The organism is Mesorhizobium sp. B2-5-13 (assembly GCF_006440535.1).
GTDB lineage: Bacteria > Pseudomonadota > Alphaproteobacteria > Rhizobiales > Rhizobiaceae > Mesorhizobium > Mesorhizobium salmacidum.
In genome coordinates this window covers 237,292-255,789 of record NZ_VFUI01000006.1, presented here as the reverse complement: position 1 = coordinate 255,789, position 18,498 = coordinate 237,292, and the positions used below count along the sequence as shown (strand labels likewise).

At 63.5% G+C, this 18,498-nt stretch carries 8 protein-coding genes and 1 pseudogene; 7 read left to right on the top strand and 2 right to left on the bottom strand.

Annotated elements, in window-relative coordinates:
- Window positions 1-2: 2 nt before the first annotated feature.
- From FJ434_RS13325 to FJ434_RS13305, 5 genes and pseudogenes are all read left to right on the top strand, one after another.
- On the top strand, window positions 3-6,059 hold the full coding sequence (locus tag FJ434_RS13325) for a translocation/assembly module TamB domain-containing protein (RefSeq protein WP_140747618.1): 6,057 nt from the start codon (window positions 3-5) through the stop codon (window positions 6,057-6,059).
- A 252-nt stretch (window positions 6,060-6,311) separates the two neighbouring features.
- Window positions 6,312-7,970, top strand: coding sequence for an ABC transporter substrate-binding protein (locus tag FJ434_RS13320; protein ID WP_140502334.1), 1,659 nt, complete (start codon window positions 6,312-6,314; stop codon window positions 7,968-7,970).
- A 149-nt stretch (window positions 7,971-8,119) separates the two neighbouring features.
- Entirely contained in the window at window positions 8,120-9,154 is a 1,035-nt protein-coding gene (locus tag FJ434_RS13315; RefSeq protein WP_140502335.1) for an ABC transporter permease, read from the top strand.
- A gap of 11 nt (window positions 9,155-9,165) precedes the next feature.
- On the top strand, window positions 9,166-10,323 hold the full coding sequence (locus tag FJ434_RS13310; RefSeq protein ID WP_140747615.1) for an ABC transporter permease: 1,158 nt from the start codon (window positions 9,166-9,168) through the stop codon (window positions 10,321-10,323).
- A gap of 48 nt (window positions 10,324-10,371) precedes the next feature.
- Window positions 10,372-12,585 (top strand): annotated as a pseudogene (locus FJ434_RS13305) (ABC transporter ATP-binding protein); the annotation flags it as partial.
- A gap of 593 nt (window positions 12,586-13,178) precedes the next feature.
- Here FJ434_RS13305 and FJ434_RS13300 read toward each other — a convergent pair.
- Window positions 13,179-13,769, bottom strand: a complete 591-nt coding sequence (locus tag FJ434_RS13300) for a transglycosylase SLT domain-containing protein (protein ID WP_140717642.1) — start codon at window positions 13,767-13,769, stop codon at window positions 13,179-13,181.
- Between the two features lie 216 nt (window positions 13,770-13,985).
- On the opposite strand from FJ434_RS13300, the gene FJ434_RS13295 reads away from it, so the two are divergent.
- Both FJ434_RS13295 and FJ434_RS13290 read left to right on the top strand, forming a co-directional pair.
- Complete coding sequence (locus FJ434_RS13295) at window positions 13,986-15,524, top strand: trimethylamine methyltransferase family protein (RefSeq protein WP_140747609.1); 1,539 nt, start codon at window positions 13,986-13,988, stop codon at window positions 15,522-15,524.
- Between the two features lie 79 nt (window positions 15,525-15,603).
- Window positions 15,604-18,045, top strand: coding sequence for an FAD-dependent oxidoreductase (locus FJ434_RS13290; RefSeq protein WP_140747606.1), 2,442 nt, complete (start codon window positions 15,604-15,606; stop codon window positions 18,043-18,045).
- Between the two features lie 20 nt (window positions 18,046-18,065).
- On the opposite strand, the gene FJ434_RS13285 is transcribed toward FJ434_RS13290, so the two are convergent.
- Window positions 18,066-18,461, bottom strand: coding sequence for a DoxX family protein (locus FJ434_RS13285; RefSeq protein ID WP_140502341.1), 396 nt, complete (start codon window positions 18,459-18,461; stop codon window positions 18,066-18,068).
- Between the last annotated feature and the right edge of the window lie 37 nt (window positions 18,462-18,498).

Here is an 18,498-nt window from a genome sequence, read left to right as displayed (position 1 = left end):
CGATGAAAACGGTCTGGCGCATCCTTCGCATTGTCCTCTACACGCTGCTGATCGTGCTCGCGGGTGCGATCGGCGCGCTCGTCGTGCTGACCAAGACCGAGCGCGGGCGCGACAACCTCGCCGGCATCATTTCGCGGCTGGCCTCGAGCGATGATCGCAAGGTTACCGTCAGCGGTATCGACGGCATCTGGTCGGGTAATCTCAGCCTCGATCATGTCGTGCTGGAGGACCGCGAGGGCGCGTGGCTGGTGGCGCGCAAGGTAGCCGTCGACTGGTCGCCGACGGCGCTGCTGTCGAAAAGCTTCAGCGCCGATCGCATCGCGGCCGAGCGCATCGAACTGGCGCGCCTGCCGGTGGCCGGTACGCAGCCGCCGGCGCAGAGCGGCACGACGACGCTGCCGGTCTCCATCGACATCAAGCAGATCGACCTGCCGGAAATCGCGCTTGGCGAGCAGCTGGCCGGCAGCGGCATCGCCGAGCTCGCGGCCAAGGGAATGCTCAAGGCCGATGCCGCGCCACTGGCGGTCCAGACGGTGCTCAACGTCACCCGCCACGACGGTAAACAAGGCAATGTCGATGCCAAGATCCATTTCGCACCCACCGACAACAAGCTGGACCTCGACCTCAAGGCGTCGGAGCCGGCCGGCGGCATCATTGCCAATCTGCTCAAGCTACCGGATGCGCCACCGGTCGATATCGCGGTTTTGGGCAGCGGGCCGCTTGCCAACTGGAGTGGTGTCGGTACCTTCCTCGTCGACCATCGGATCGTCACCCAGCTCACCGGCCGCCATCAGCTCACCGACAAGGGCAATCATGTCGAGGCAAAGGGCGACGGCGATTTTGCGCGCTTCCTGCCGGAAAACCTGAAGTCGCTGTTTGCCGGCAAGACCAGCTTCGATATCGCGGGCACCGCCACATCGGCTGGCGGCATCAGCATCGACCGGGCCAGCATCGAGAGCGATGCGGTGCACGGCACCGCCTCCGGCATAGCCGATCCCGCCGGCGCCAGCGACCTGTCGGTCGAACTCGCCGCCAAGGGCCCGCCCGTGGTGATCAGCGTCGGCAGCAAGGCGCAGCCGATCACGCTGGCGATCAAGAACGCCACCGCGCGGGCCTTCGGCGACGGCAAGGCGCCGATCGTCGACATTGGCGCCTCCTTCGTTTCGATCGTCGTCGGCGGCACGAGGCTGGACGATCTGGCGGCGCAAATTCATTCCGATGGTTTCGATATCCAGAACCGCGCCGGCCCGGTTGCCGTCAAGCTGGAGGCTGGCGGCCTGAAAACCGACGTCGCGACGTTGGCGCCGCTGGTCACCGGCAAGGTCAATGTCGATCTGGCCGGTTCAATCAGCAAGGACGCCATTGTTGCCATCGACCAGGGTACGCTGCGCTCCGATGCGCTCAATGCGTCGCTGACGGCGACGGTAGCGCTCGCCGACATGTCGATGCAGCTCAAAATGAACGCCGATGCCGTGGCGACCGCGTTCCCGCAGCAGATCGCATCGGTGCTCGGCGGGCGGGTGAAATTCTCGGCCACGGCATCGCGCGATCCGCAGGGCTCTTTCGCCGCGAACTCGATCGAACTCACTTCGGGATCGCTCAGCGCCAGCGGTACGGCCAGCATGCAAGGCACGGATATCCAGGCCGACATCAAGGGCAAATTGGGTGACGTTTCAGTGTTGTCGCCTACGGTCGGCGTACCGGTTACCGGCGGGGTCGATTTCGCACTATCGGCATCCGGCGCGATCACCGCGCCGGATTTCGCTGTTACCGCCGACAGCGACAGCCTGACCGCTTCGGGCCGCACGGTGAAGGCCATCAAGCTGACTGCCAGCGGCAAGGCCGACATAACGAACCCTTCCGCCAATGTCTCGCTGACCGGTGCCGTCAACGACCAGCCGCTCGACATCAAGGCTGCCCTGGTGACCAGCGAGGGCAAGCGTTCGATCAACGGCTTCCTGGTCTCGCTGGGCGACAACAAGGTCTCGGGCGACCTGGCGCTCGACAACAAGTTCATGCCCTTGGGAACGCTGACGCTCGCCGCGCCGGCAATCGACCAATTGGCCGCGCTGGCCGGCCAGGCAGTGACCGGCGACATCAACGGCACCATCCTCTTCGCCAAGGACGGCGACGCACCCTCCATTGCCATCGATGCCAAGAGCACGTCGGTCGCGCGTGGCGAGGTGACGGCCAAAGCGATCGCCATCAATGCGCTGATCGCCAATTATCTCAAGGCGCCGGCGATCTCGGGCACCATCAAGGCCGATGCAGTCACTTCGGGAAGCACAGAAATCAGCGGCATCGGCGTCGATCTCAAGCGCGACGGCGACTGGACCGATTTCACCGGCGGCGCCACGATCGCGGGCATTCCGGCGACCGCTGCCGGCCGGGTGAAGATCGCCGAGGGCACCACCAGCGTCGAGATTGCCTCGGGCGACGCCACTATTCGCGGGATCAAGGCGGCGATTGCCGAACCGTCGGCTCTGACCATCGCGGACGGCACAGCCAACATCGACAAGCTGGCGCTCGATATTGACGGCGGCAAAGTGGCGCTTTCGGGCAGCGCCGGCGAGACGCTCGATCTGGCGGCACAGGTCTCCGCTTTGCCTGCCACGCTTGCCAATGCGTTTTTGCCAGGCCTGGATGCTACGGGAACGCTTGATGGTATCGCTGAACTGAGCGGCGCCCCGGCAGCTCCCGACATCCGGTTCAACGCGAAACTGGCCGGCGCCGAGACCAGCCAGACCCGACAGGCAGGGCTCGGACCACTCGCCGTCGATGCGGTCGGCAGCTACACCATTGCCGGCGGCGTCGCCCTCGACCGTGCCACCCTCTCCGGCGAGAAGGTCTCCGGCCAGGCCGCCGGCACCATCAACCCGAACGGGGCCAGCGATTTCGCGATCGATCTGACCTCGTCCGGCCCCAGCCTGCCGCTGACGGTCGGAACTACCGAGAGCCCGGTCAAGCTCGAGGTCCGATCAGTGTCGGCCAAAATTGCGGGTGAAAGCACGCATGCCCGGCTGGACTTTTCCGCGATCCTGCCCTCAGTCGTCACCAGCCCGGCGAAGGTGGACGGACTTACCCTGACGCTGCACTCGGACGCATTCGATCTCAAGAACCGCGCCGGGCCGGTTTCCGGAACGGTGTCGGTGGACAAGGTTGGGCTCGACAATGCAACGATCGCGCCGCTCATCGCAGGCAAGGTCACGGCGGCGCTCAGCGCCCGGCTGAGCGCCGACGCCGTCGCCATCGACAGCGGCACGCTGAAAAGCGATGCGCTCAGCAGCCAGGTCGCCGGTCAGGTATCGCTGCGTGACGGTGCCATCGATCTCAACCTGAAGGCGGATGCGCCATCGTCGGCCCTGCCGGCGGCGGCACGCGGCATGCTTGGCGACCGCGCCCAGATAAGCGCCACGCTGAAGCGCGAGCCCAACGGCAATCTCAACATAGGCGGATTGAAGCTCACTTCGGGCGCACTGAGTGCCGACGGCCAGGCAAGCCTTGCCGACAACAAGGTGACCGCCGACATCAGGGGGACGCTGAGCGACATCTCGCCATTGTCGAAGGATGCCAAGGGCGCCATCGCTTTTGCGCTGAGTGCGCAAGGGCCGGCCATGGCGCCGGACCTGTCGCTTACCGTCAACAGCGACAAGCTCTCGGTGGCATCGCGCGAGATCACCGGATTGAAGCTCACGGCGACCGGCAAGGCCGATGCCGCCAACCCTGCAGCCAATGTGCAGCTCACTGGCATTGTCGCCGGCCAGGCGCTGCAGGGGAGTGCCGTGCTGGCAACGGCGGACGGCAAGAGCGCCATCAACGGCCTGCTCCTCTCGCTTGGCAAGAACAGGATTTCAGGCGATCTGGCGCTGGACGACAAGTTCGTACCTGAAGGCACCATCTCGCTCGACCTGCCCGATATCGGCCCGCTCGCAGCGCTGGCCCTTGAAAAGGCAGAGGGCGATGTGCGCGGCACGATCGCCTTTTCCAGGAATGGCGCGGCGCCCCAGGTCGCCATCAAGGCGACTACCGCCTCGATCACGCGTGGCGATCTCCAGGCGAAGGCCGTTTCCATCGATGCGTTGATCGCCAACTACCTCGCCGCGCCAGTTATCTCCGGTAAGATCCACGCCGACACCGTCACATCGGGCGGCACCGTGATCAGCGGCATCGATGTCTATTTGAAGCGCGATGGCGACTGGACCGGCTTTTCCGGCGGCGCCACGGTCAAGGGCATTCCGGCGAGGGCCGCCGGCCGCGTGAAGGTGGCCGGCGGCACCACCACCATAGAACTCGCTTCGGGGCAGGCGACGGTCCAGGGCATCAAGGCGGCTATCGCCCAGGCCTCGACCGTCAGCATTGCCAATGGCACGACGACGCTTGACAGGCTGGTGCTCAACCTTGGCGGCGGCACCGCGACGGTGACCGGCAAGGTCGGGCAGACGCTCGACATCAACGCAGTGCTGGCGCGCGTCCCGATGTCGCTCGCCAACAGTTTTTCGCCCGGTCTCGATGCCGCGGGTTCCATCTCCGGCACGGTGAAGGTGACGGGCGCACCGGCGAGCCCCGCCGTTGCCTTCAACATCGACGCGGCCGGCGTGCAGACATCGCAGACCCGCGGCGCGGGCGTCGGCGCGGTGAGTGTTTCCTCGTCGGGTACCTTTGTCGGCAACAAGCTGGCCTTCAACGCCAATATCAGCGACGGAGCCGGGCTTGGCCTCAAGGGCGGCGGCACGGTGACGACCGCGGGCACGCCCGCGCTGGCGCTCGATTTCAACGGTGCCGTGCCATTCGGCCTCCTCGGCGAGAAGCTTGCCGCGCAGGGCCTGGCGCTGACCGGCACCGCCAACGTCAATGTCCAGGTGCGCGGTCCGGCGACATCGCCCGTGATCGGCGGCAGCGTCAAAACCTCGGGCGCGCGGCTAGTCGATGCACGCTCGGGCCTTGCGGTCAACGATATCGCGGCGGACGTCTCGATAGGCAACGGTGTTGCCAGGATCAACCGGTTGACCGGAACGCTGTCGACGCGCGGCAGCCTGTCGGCCAGCGGTACGGTTGGCATCAATCCGGCGCAAGGGTTCCCGGCCGACCTGTCGATCAAGCTCACCGATGGCCGCTACACGGATGGACGCGTGGTGACCGCAAACCTTGGTGGCGACCTGACGATCAAGGGGCCGCTGACTTCGGCACCGGCCATCGCCGGCACCGTCAACCTGGCCAAGACCGTCATCACGGTTCCGGACAAATTGCCGGGCTCGCTCTCGGCACTCGACGTCAAGCACAAGAACGCGCCGGGTGCGGTCAGGGCACAGGACAAAGCGCTGCGCCCGGCGACGACCAGCGGCAAGAGCAGTGGCAGCGGCCTTGCGCTCGACGTTACCGTCAATGCGCCGAACCAGATTTTCATCCAGGGCAGGGGTGTCGACGCCGAACTCGGCGGCTCGCTCAAATTGACCGGCCCGGCCTCGTCGCCGCAAGCCGTCGGCTCCTTCACCTTGCAGCGTGGCCGGCTGTCGATCCTTGGCAAGCGGCTGACCTTCACCGAAGGCACGGTCGGATTCTCCGGCTCACTGGTGCCTTACCTCAACCTGACGGCGACGACGACCACGACCGGCGCAACCGTCACCATCGTGGTATCGGGCGAGGCGACCAATCCAAAATTCACCTTCAGTTCAGTGCCGGCGCTGCCGGAGGATGAAGTGCTGGCGCAACTGATCTTCGGGCGGTCGATGTCGAACCTGTCGCCGCTGCAGATCGCGCAACTGGCAGAAGCGGCCGGGCAACTGGCTGGTGTCGGCGGCTCGACGTCGCTACTGGAGAATCTGCGCAGCGCCATCGGCGTCGACGATCTCGACGTCATCACCGACGACAAGGGGGGCACGGCGGTCTCGGCCGGCAAGTATCTCAACGACCGCACCTATGTGACTGTCCAGAAGGGCGACAAGCCGGGTTCCGGCAAGGCGACCATCGACCTCAATGTCGGGCGCGGAGTCAAATTGCGCGGCGAGGCGACGGACGCCGGCGAAGCCAAGGGCGGAATATTCTACGAGAAGGAATATTGACGATCTGGCCCTCGTTCTGGCCGCAACTGGCGCTGTCGTAACCGGTGCGAACGTCTCAGTTTAATCGCCCGAAGAGATTTTGGCGAAATCTGGGCGCACTAGCAATTTTGCGCCAAGACTGTCGCTATCACGCGAACTGCTCCCCTTTCAAAGTTGCACATTCGCTAACATGTTCCCAATCCATGTCGTCTTTGACATCATGGCCTGGATGCGGAATGTTAATCGGCGGAAAGCCAACAATGGGAGTTAGTCATGACAATCTATAAGAGCAATGGCGACAGCGTTCCGGATCACATCCTGGCGATGGCCGAAGAAGCCAAGTCGGGCAAGGTCGACCGCCGCGAATTCCTCGCGCTCGCCAGCGTCTTCGGCGCCTCGACGGCCATGGCCTACGGGCTGCTCGGCCTTGCCGCTCCGACCCCGGCCAAGGCCGAGGACGTCCAGGGCAAGAAGGGCGGCGTGCTGAAGGTGGCCATGTCCGTCAAGGATCCCAAGGATCCGCGTACAGCAGACTGGTCCGAGATTTCCAACGCCGAGCGCCAGGCGCTCGAGCCGCTGGTGAAATACACCAAAGAGTACACCTTCGCGCCATATCTGCTGGCAAGCTGGGACATCAACGACGACGCCACCGAATACACGCTGCATGTGCGGCCTGGCGTCGAATGGAACAATGGCGACAAGTTCACCGCCGATGACGTGATCTACAATTTCACCCGCTGGGCCGACAAATCAGCGGAAGGCAACTCGATGCCGGGACGCCTTGGCAGTCTCGTCGATGAGACGACCAAGAAGTTGCGCGAAGGGGCGATCGCCAAGGTCGACGACATGACCGTCAAGTTGAAGCTGTCGAAGCCCGACATCGCCATCATCCCGAACCTGTGCGACTATCCCGGCCTCGTCGTCCACAAGACCTTCGACGAGAAGGGCGCCAACTTCAAGAACTGCCCGATCGGCACCGGTCCGTTCGAGCTCGTCTCCTATGATGTCGGCCAGAAGGTGGTCTACAAGCGCCGCACGACCGGCAAGTGGTGGCAGGGCGAAGCCTTCCTCGATGGCGTCGAGTTCATCGACTACGGCACCGATCCGGCCGCGACGGTCTCGGCCTTCGAATCGGGCGAAGTGCAGACCAACCACGAAACCACGGCCGATTACGTCAAGATCATCGAAGGTGTCGGTGCGCCGGCTTCGGAAGTCGTGACCGCGGCCACCGTGGTCTCTCGCTTCAACATCAATGCCAAGCCCTATGGCGACCAGAAGGTGCGCCAGGCGATGTGCCTCGCCGTCGATAATTCGGTCGTGCTGCAGCTCGGCTATGGCAATGCCGGCACGCCGGCCGAAAACCACCATGTCGCGCCGATCCATCCGGAATATGTCGAACTGCCGAAGATCAAGCGCGACATGGCCAAGGCCAAGCAGATGCTGACGGAAGCCGGCGTGATCGATTTCGAGCACGAGCTGATCAGCAATGACGAGGACTACCACAAGAACACCACCGACGCGATCGCGGCCCAGCTGCGCGAGGCCGGCATCAAGGTGAAGCGCACCGTGCTGCCGAGCTCGACCTTCTGGAACGACTGGACGAAATACCCGTTCTCGGAAACCAACTGGAACATGCGTCCGCTTGGCATCCAGGTCATCGCCATCGCCTACCGCTCCGGCGAAGCCTGGAACGAGACCGCTTATGCCAATCCGGACTTCGACAAGAAGGTCAACGAGGCCCTCGGCATCGCCGATGCGGAGAAGCGCAAGGTCGTGATGAAGGACATCGAGACGATGCTGCAGGAGTCCGGCATCATCATCCAGCCTTACTGGCGCAAGCTCTACATCAACATCAAGCCCGAGGTGAAGAACCACTCGATGCACCCCACCTACGAGCACGACTTCGGCAAGGTTTGGCTCGATCAGGCGTGACCCACAGCTTGACGAATACGAGGGGCGACTGGCCCCTCGAATTCGCGGGATCGTCGCCGTTGCACCGGATGCAGCGGCGGCGTGACGTCGCAAGGTTTTCGAAACAGGGTTGACCATATCTGACCCCAACCCGGCCGGCAGGGGGTACAATGTTCTCATTCATCATCAGACGCATCGGCACTATACTGCTCACGATGCTGTGCCTGACGCTGGTCGTTTTCTTCCTCGTCAATCTCGAACCCAATCTGAAGAAGCTGGCGATCAGCCAGACCGAAATGCACACATCGGCCGAGCAGCTCGAAAGCTGGCTGGTCAATCACGGCTACCGCCAGAACTTCTTCGCTCGCTATGGCCAGTGGCTCGGCGTCGTGCCCAAGCAGCCGATCACGGATCCGGCGACGGGGAAGACGACACAGCGCTTCTCTTTCTGCAACGACCCGACGGTGCCGACATTCTCCGGTGTCATCGAGGGCGATTTCGGCTGCTCGACCAAGTTCAAGACCACGGTTGGGGCCAAGCTGTTCCCGGCGCTCGGCGCCACCGGCATCCTGATGTTCTGTGTGCTGGCGGTGATGGTGCCGGTCTCGCTGCTGATCGGCATTCTTGCCGGCATGCGCGAGGGCTCGCGCACCGACCGCGTGCTGTCGGTCGCGTCGATCGCCTCGACGGCGACACCTGAATATGTGTCGGGCGTCATCTTCACCGTCGTCTTCGCCTCATGGCTCGGCTGGCTGAACGGTTCTGCCGCCTCGGCAAGCCAGGGTATCACCTTCTACAATTTCACGCTGCCGGTCATCACTTTGGCGATCTACGGCATCGGCTACATCGCGCGCATGACGCGCGCCTCGATGGTCGAGGTGATGACGCAGCAATATATCCGCACGGCACGCCTGAAGGGGCTTTCCTTCAAGAGTGTCGTGGTCAAGCACGCGCTGCGCAACGCGTTGATCGCGCCGTTCACCGTCATCATGCTGCAGTTTCCATGGCTGCTCACCGGCGTCGTCATCGTCGAGGTGATGTTCCGCTACCAGGGCTTCGGCTACACGCTGGTCGAGGCCGCGGGCAACAACGACATCGATCTTCTGCTCGGCTGTTCACTGGTCTCGGTGTTCATCGTCTTGATCACGCAGCTCATTTCCGACGTCGGCTACGCGTTCCTCAATCCGCGCATCCGCGTTCAGTAGGGAGAAGGCGCATGCAAGCTCAATATATCGGCGCCTCCACCGTCATGCTCGAAGTGTTCTGGCGCTTCTGGCCGGTCTGGGCCGCGCTTTTCATCGTCATGGGCGCGAGCTTTCTCTACAAGAAGAAGCTGGCGCTCTATGGCCAGCTGTTCGACAGCGGCGTCGGCATAGTGGGCGTCTTCATCTGCCTGTTCTGGCTGTTCACGGCGATCTTCGCCTCGACCATCTCGCCTTTCGATCCGCTCGGCCAGGTCCCGATCATGAAGGACACGCTGCCCGGCGCCATCGAACCGCAATCGGGGCTTGTCTACCTGTTCGGCGGCGACAAGCTGGCGCGCGATGTGTTCTCGCGCATGGTCTATGGCAGCCAGATCGTGCTGATCATCGCACCCGCAGCGACCGGTTTCGCGCTCATGGTCGGCATCACGCTCGGCCTGCCGGCCGGTTATTACGGCGGCAAGATCGATTCCATCCTGTCGTTCCTGGCCAACCTGGTGCTGGCTTTCCCGGTGATCCTGCTGTTCTACCTGCTGGTGACGCCGGGCATCATGGACACGCCGATCCCCTATGCGCTGGCCGGTGTCTTCTTCCTGTTCCCGATCATCTTCTTCAGCGTGCTGTTCTGGACCCGCTACAAGAACCGGCCCGACCGGATCTATATCCTGCTTGGCCTGACGCTGATCATAGGCGGCTGGATCTACCTCGGCCTGGTCTTCGACAGGGATCCGCTGCACATCGTTCACATCGATCCCAACCAGCTCAACATTTTCGTGGCTGTGGTGTTCGCCTCCAGCCCCGGCGTGTTCCGCATCGTGCGCGGCCTTGTGATGGACATCAAGACGCGCGACTATGTGGCGGCGGCGCAGACGCGCGGTGAATCGCCGTGGTATATCATGCTGTGGGAAATCCTGCCCAATGCGCGCGGACCGCTGATCGTCGATGCCTGCCTGCGCATCGGCTACACCACGATCCTGCTCGGCACGCTGGGCTATTTCGGCCTGGGGCTTGCGCCCGAGAGCCCGGACTGGGGCACCGCGATCAAGGACGCCAGCCGATTGCTGCGCTCCTTCATCCATCCGGCGCTGCCGCCGACGATCGCGCTGATGTCGTTCGTGCTGGGGCTCAACCTGTTGGCCGATTCGCTGCGCGAGCAATCGATGAAAGACTGATTGACGGGCCTTGACCCGCGTCTGGTAAAATTTGGATCGGAGCGACCCATGAACGAGGCAGTTCGAAATCCCGCCAAGCCGACCAATGGGCCGACCAATGGGCCGATCATCGAGATTGAGAACCTGTCGATCTCCTTCTTCACCCGCAAGGGCGAGATACCGGCGGTGATGGATTTTTCCTGCACGGTCATGCCGGGCGAGGCGATGGGCATCGTCGGTGAATCCGGCTGCGGCAAGTCGACCGTATCGCTCGGCATCATGCGCGACCTGTCCAACATCGGAAAGATCGTCGGCGGCAAGATCAAGTTCCAGGGCAAGGACATGGGCGAGCTCTCCGACGAGGAACTGCGCGCCATCCGGGGCAACAAGATCGCCATGATTTACCAGGAGCCGATGGCCAGCCTCAATCCGGCGATGAAGATCGGCCAGCAGCTGATGGAAGTGCCGTTGATCCACGATAAGGTGTCGAAGGAAGAGGCCTACTCCAGGGCGCTCGAAATGGTGCGCTCGGTTAAGCTTCCCGATCCCGAGCGCATGATGCGCTCCTATCCGCACCAGCTTTCCGGCGGCCAGCAGCAGCGCATCGTCATTGCCATGGCGCTGCTGTCGAAGCCGGCGCTGCTTCTGCTCGACGAGCCGACCACCGCGCTCGACGTGACCGTGGAAGCGGGCATCGTCGACCTGGTGAAGGGGTTGGGCGAGAAGTTCGGCACCTCGATGATCTTCGTCTCGCACAATCTCGGCCTGATCCTTGAAACCTGCGACCGCATCACGGTGATGTATTCGGGCGAGGCGGTGGAGACGGGCAAGATCAAGGACGTCTTCGACCGGATGCGCCACCCCTATACGCAAGGGCTGTTCCGTTCGATCCCGCTGCCGGGCGCCGACAAGAACTCGCGGCCGCTGATTGCGATTCCCGGCCAATTGCCGCTACCGCACGAGCGGCCGAAAGGCTGCAATTTCGGCCCGCGCTGCCACCATTTCGTCGAGGGCGTCTGCAACGCCGCCGAGATCCCGATGATCGAGGTCGCGGGTCACGAAGGCCATTTCTCGCGTTGCGTACGCTTCAACGAGATCGACTGGGACGCGCTGCCGCCCGGCGCCAAGAAGATCAATGAACGTGTCGTGCCCGGCGCGCCGGTGCTCAAGATCGAGGACCTCCGGAAATATTATAAGGTCGGCGGCAGCGAGGTGTTCGGCTCGAGCGAAGGCCGCGTCGTCAAGGCCAACGAGACGATCTCGTTCATGGCGCGCGAATCCGAGACGGTCGCCATCGTCGGCGAATCCGGCTGCGGGAAGTCGACGCTGGCCAAGGTGCTGCTCGGGCTGGAGACGGCCAGTTCCGGCAGCGTGACGCTGGGCAACAAGGAAATCCAGTCGACCGGCATCGAGAAGCGCAGCGTCGACACTGTGTCGTCGATCCAGATGGTGTTCCAGAATCCATTCGACACGCTCAACCCCAGCCATTCGGTCGGATCGCAGATCATCCGCACGCTGGAAAAATTCAATGTCGGCAAGACCGTTGCCGACCGGCGCAAACGGATGCTGGAACTGCTCGACCTGGTGAAACTGCCCAGGGCGTTCGAGACGCGCAAGCCGCGCCAGCTTTCCGGCGGCCAGAAGCAGCGTATCGGCGTGGCACGCGCCTTTGCCGGCGACGCCAAGGTAGTCGTGGCCGACGAGCCGGTTTCGGCGCTCGACGTTTCGGTGCAGGCGGCGGTGACCGAACTGCTGATGGACATCCAGCGCAAGAACAAGACGACAATGCTGTTCATCAGCCACGATCTGTCCGTCGTGCGCTACATCGCGGACCGCGTCGTCGTCATGTATCTCGGCTATATCGTCGAGCAGGGCACGACCGACCAGATCTTCGCACCGCCCTATCATCCCTATACCGAGGCGCTGCTGTCGGCGATCCCAATTGCCGATACCAGCGTGGTCAAGAAGCACATCGTGCTGGAGGGCGACATACCCTCGGCGATGAACCCGCCGTCCGGCTGTCCGTTCCAGACACGCTGCGGCTACAAGAAGTTGGTTCCCGACAATTTGTGCGAGACCAAGGTGCCGCCGGTCAAGAATCTCGGCGACGGCCATATGAGCCTGTGCTGGCTTTCCGACGACGTGCTCAAGACCATGGAGCCGGTGATCAAGTTCGACAAGGAACACGCCGCCCATGAGGGCGTGCCGGACGATGCGCCGCATGGCGACGGTCCGGGCTTTGCCGGTACGCCGCCCAACCGACCACATGGCAAGACGGCCAGTGCGGAAGCCGACGCCGTGGGGGAGGCCGCCGAGGAGGCCGAAGCCGTTTCGCGGGCTCGCCGCCACGAAGTTCGGGACGAGGTCTCCGAGACCGGCGATGCCTCTCCGAAGCCCGCCAACGCCACCTCCGCGCCGTTCAGTCCAAGGACGCTTGGAGACGGCCGCCAGGCGGAGAACGCACGCGTGGCACCAATTGGTGAGCCTGCGGTGAGGCAGACCAAATCAAGCCAAAGTGCGACAAAGGCGAGCGCGACTGCGGAGCCAGCCCGTCTGGCCGGCGCAAATGTCGACAAGAATCGCCCGTCCGGCATCGCCAGGCCTGCCAAACCCGATGACCTCAAGCTGATCTCCGGCGTCGACCCGAAGACGGAGGGCATCCTCAATGGCCTCGGCATCTTCACCTACGCTCAGGTCGCCGCATGGAAGAAGGCAGAGCGCGAGTGGGTTGACGATCATCTGAGATTCCACGGCCGTATCGAGCGCGAGGACTGGGTCAGGCAGGCAAAGGCGCTAGCCAAAGGCGGCGAGGCTGAATACATCAAGGTGTTCGGCAAGAAGCCGCGCTGAAAGGCCACGACCGTTGCGGCAACCCTTTAGTTGCCGCACTGGCTCAGTTGCTGTGCATAGTCGCGGGCCATCTTGTCGGTGGCCCTTGCATAGCCCTGGACGCCGGCATCGCCACGATTGCCTCGGCCATAGGCGGTCCAGCCGAGATAGTAGGCGAGATAGAGGTTGTAGGTGTCGCTGCGCGCGACGCCGTATGCGTCTGATGTCTTGGAATGATACCAGCCGACGAAGTCGACGGCGTCGGCGAATTTCGTCCGCCGCGCCGCCCAGTTGCCGGTCTCGCTCTGATATTGCGACCAGGTTCCGTCCAGCGCCTGCGAGAAGCCAGTGGCCGAGGAGACATGTTTCCACGGAATGAAGCCAAGCAGCTTGGTGCGCGGCGGCCGGGCGTTGCTCTTGAAGCCGGATTCCTTGCGCACGGTGGCCATCAGCACCGGCACCGGCACGCCGTATTTCTGGGAGGCGCGTTCGGCGGCCGACTGCCAATTGTCGAACCAGCCGTCATTCTGGTCGAAGACGGCGCAGACATTGTTGATGTGGCTGGGCGCGGTGGCGCAAGCCGAAAGTGCCAGCAGCGCGCACACCGCTACAATTTTACTAAAACTCGACCTACGCATTGGATGAGCAATAAGCCGAAATCATAAAGGGAATCTTGCTGCCGCCGTTAACGCACGGTCGGCACCAGCAGGTGAGAAAATGCGATATCGGTATTCCGACGCCAATTGTCGTCTTTTCTAGACAGGCATTGCAGATGTGCCGCCTTGGCTAAAATCACGCCGGCAAACGGCGTATTTCTGACAGACCGGCCGCGCTGCCGAAGCTTTGATGCCGGCATGACCGAACCAAGACGCAAACGCGGCGCCGAGCGTACCAGCAACAGGGGGCCAGCGCCCATCGCGCAGCTGCCGCCCAGACGGGTGACGAATCCGTATCCGCCGATGGCGTTGCTGTCACCAGACCAGATCGAGGCGATCCATCAGGCGTCGATGCATATATTGGAGAATTTCGGCATCGAGGTGATGAGCCCGCGTGCGCTGTCGCTGTTCGAGAAAGCCGGCGCCAAGGTCGATCTCGCCTCGGCCAATGTGCGCATCGATCGCGGCATGGTCGACGAGGCGCTGAAGACGACGCGATCTACCTATACGCTGACCCCACGCAACCCGGCCAAGTCAATCCATCTCGGTGGCAGCACCATCAATTTCACGCTTGTGGCCGGTCCTCCCAATGTGCACGACATGGAGCGCGGCCGCCGTGCCGGCAATCTGCGCGACTATGCCGATCTCACCCGGCTGGCGCAGCATTTCAACTGTATCCACATGCTTGGTAACCAGGTCTGCGCGCCGGTCGAACTGCCGGCCAACTCACGCCATCTCGACACCTACCTCACCAATCTGACGCTGACTGACAAGGGCTTCCATGTCTCGGCGATCGGCCGGGGCAGGGCTCTGGACGGCATCGAGATGATGGCGATTTCGCGCGGGCTGACGCTGGATCAGATGCGGGATGATCCCGGCATCGCCACCATCATCTCGGTCAACTCGCCGCGCCGCTTCGACGAGATGATGGCCGAGGGGCTGATGACCATGGCGGAGTACGGCCAGTCGGTGGCGGTGACACCGTTCACGCTGATGGGGGCGATGAGCCCGGTGACGCTGGCCGGCGCCTTGGCGCAGCAGAATGCGGAGGCGCTGTTCGGTGTTGTGCTGACGCAACTCGTGCGTCCCGGCGCGCCTGTGATGTACGGCGCCTTCACGTCCAATGTCGATATGAAGTCCGGCGCGCCGGCTTTCGGCACGCCTGAAAACACCAAGGCCAACATTGCCTCGGGTCAATTGGCGCGGCGCTACGGTCTGCCATACCGGACGACGCCCGGCTCGGCTTCCAACGCCGCCGATGCGCAAGGCGCCTATGAGACGCTGATGGCGCTGTGGGGCGCGGTGCTTGGCCATGGCAATCTCGTCTACCACGCCGCCGGTTGGCAGGAAGGCGGGCTGACGGCGTCGTTCGAGAAATTCATCATCGACGTCGAGATGATCCAGCACATGATGGAGTTTTTGCGCCCGATCGTGGTCGACGAAGCCGAGCTTGCCGTCGAGGCGCTGGGCGCGGTGCCGACCGGCGGCCATTTCTTCGGCGAGCCGCATACACTGGAGCGCTATGCGACCGCCTTCTACCAGCCAATGCTCTCCAACTGGCAGAATTTCGAAGCCTGGCAGGAAGCCGGCGGCCTCGACGCAACCGCGCGCGCGACGCGGCTGTGGAAGAAGGCGCTGGCGGATTATGTCGAGCCGACAATGGATATTGCCGTACGTGAAGAGCTCGAGGCCTATGTGGCCAAGCGCAAGGAAGCGATCGGGCAGGGCGAGCCGTGATTTCCTTGGCGCCGGCGCGCGGCTCCTGCTGTCCCGATTCATATCTCCCATCCAACTCACTGATATCAGAGAAAAACCCATGAAATCGCATGCAAAAGTCGTGGTCATTGGCGGTGGCGTCGTTGGGTGCTCGGTGCTGTTCCACCTCGCCCGCCATGGCTGGACCGACATCGTGCTCCTGGAGCGCGACGAATTGACATCCGGCTCGACCTGGCACGCGGCCGGCGGCATGCACACGATCAATGGCGACCCCAACGTCGCCAAGCTGCAGAAATACACAATCAACCTCTACAAGGAGATCGAGGAGCTGTCGGGGCAGGCGACCGGCGTCCACCTGACCGGCGGCGTGCTTCTAGCTGCCACCGAGGCGCGGCTTGACTGGCTGCGAGGGGTCGTCGCCAAAGGCCGTTATCTCGGCATCGAGCTGGAGGAAATCTCGCCGAAAGAGGCGGCCGAGCTGATGCCGCTGCTCGACCCCAGCCAATTCGTTGGCGCCGTCCGCAACAAGGAGGACGGCCACCTCGATCCCTCGGGCGTCACGCATGCCTATGCCAAGGCGGCGCGAAAGCTGGGCGCCGAGATCGAACGTTTCACCAAGGTGGAGGATATCGTGCGCCGTCCCGACGGGATGTGGCGCGTCATAAGCAACAAGGGCGAGGTGGTGGCCGAGCATGTCGTCAATGCCGGCGGCCTGTGGGCGCGCGAAGTCGGCCGCATGGTCGGGCTCGAACTGCCGGTGCTGGCGATGGAGCACATGTACCTGATCACCGAGGATATGCCGGAGGTCGCGGCCTGGAATGCCAAAACCGGCACCGAGGTCATCCATGCGGTCGATTTCGACGGCGAGCTCTATCTGCGCCAGGAGCGCGGCGGCATGCTGATGGGAACCTATGAGAAGGCCAACAAGCCGTGGTCCGAGTATCAGACGCCGTGGAATTTCGGCCATGAGTTGCTGGCGCCCGATATCGACCGCATCGCGCCGTCGCTCGAGGTCGGGTTCCGACATTTCCCGGCTTTCCAGAACACCGGCATCAAGCAGATCATCAACGGGCCTTTCACCTTCGCGCCCGACGGCAACCCGCTGGTCGGGCCGGTGCGCGGCCTGCCGGGCTTCTGGGTCGCCTGCGGCGTGATGGCCGGCTTCAGCCAGGGCGGCGGCGTCGGGCTCGCGCTGTCCAACTGGATGATCGAGGGCGACCCCGGCGCCGATATCTGGGCGATGGACGTGGCGCGCTACGGCGACTGGGCGACCATGGCCTACACCAACGCCAAGGTGCGCGAGAATTACTCCAGGCGTTTTTCGATCCGCTTCCCCAATGAGGAATTGCCGGCCGGGCGGCCGCTGAAGACGACGCCCGTCTATGATTTGTTGTCGGCCAAGGGCGCGCAATGGGGCGTCGCCTATGGGCTGGAGGTGCCGCTCTGGTACGCACCGGAAGGCGTCAAGGACGAGTTCTCATGGCGGCGCTCGAGCGACTTCACCCATGTCGCCGCCGAAGTCGCGGCGGTGCGCTCAGGCGTCGGCCTGTCGGAGATATCGAGCTTTGCCAAATACAAGGTGACGGGCGAGGGGGCGGCGGCCTGGCTCGACCGGATGCTCGCTTGCAAGCTGCCGAAGCCCGGTCGCATGACCCTAGCGCCGATGCTGAAGGAAGACGGCAGGCTGATCGGCGATTTCACGCTGGCCAATCTGGGCCCCCAAGATCGGGAAGAAGGGGGCTGGTTCCTGGCCGGCTCCGGCATTGCCGAGCAATATCACATGCGCTGGTTCGAGCAGCATCTGCCTGATGATGGCTCGGTCCATATCGAAGCGCTGGGGCAAAGGCTCACCGGCCTGTCGATTGCCGGTCCCAGGGCGAGGGTCGTGCTGGCGAAAGCCACGCGCTCCGACATATCGAACGCGGTGTTTCCCTTCATGGCCATTGGCAAGATGGATATCGGCATGGCGCCGTGCCTGGTCGGCCGCGTCAGCTACACCGGGGATCTCGGCTACGAGATCTGGGTGGCGCCGGAATATCAGCGCGCCGCCTACCAGGCGCTGATGGCGGCGGGAGCGGAATTTGGCATCGGCCTGTTCGGTTCGCGCGCGCTCAACGCGCTGCGGCTGGAGAAGAACTATGGTTCATGGGGGCGCGAATACCGGCCGATCTACGGGCCGCTGGAAGCCGGACTCGATCGTTTCGTCGCCTACGGCAAGGACGCCGATTTCATTGGCAAGGCGGCGGCGCTGGCCGAGCGAAAACAGGGCGGCAAGTTGCGGCTACGCGCCTTCATCGTCGATGCCAAGGATGCCGACGTCATCGGCGACGAGCCGATCTGGTTTGGCGGCGTGGTGCGCGGCTGGGTGACGTCGGGCGGCTACGCCCATCATTCGAAGAAGTCGGTCGCCGTCGGCTACGTGCCGAAGGAGATCGCCGACGAGAGCGACGGCTTCGAGATCGAGGTGCTGGGCAAGCGGCATGCGGCGCGCATGCAGGCGGCGCCGCTGTTCGATGCTAATTTCGAACGGATGCGGGGGTGAGAGCGCACCCCCGCATGGGATCATGCGTTGCGGCGGGTGTCGAGCGCAAAGGCGCCAGCGCCGGCGAAGACCAGATAGAGAAAGATAAAGCAGAACGAGATCGCCGAATCGCCGCCGTTGTTGACGGGGAAAAAGTCGCGCGGCATATGCGCCACGAAATAGGCGATCGCCATTTCGCCGGCCAGAAGGAACGCGACCGGGCGGGTGAAAAGGCCCAGTGCCAGCAGAATGCCGCCGAGGAATTCGAGGATGCCGGCTGCCAGCGGCAGTCCGCTCAACGCGGCGGCGGCGTGCTCGCCTGCGGGGAAATTGAACAGTTTCTGGCTTCCGTGCTCGACGAACTGCAGCGCCGTCATAATGCGCAGAACGCCAAGCGCCTGCGGCTGGTATCTGGCAAGGCCATCGAAAAGCTTCATCCAAAACTCCATTTGGCTTCTCGGCTCGCCCATAGGT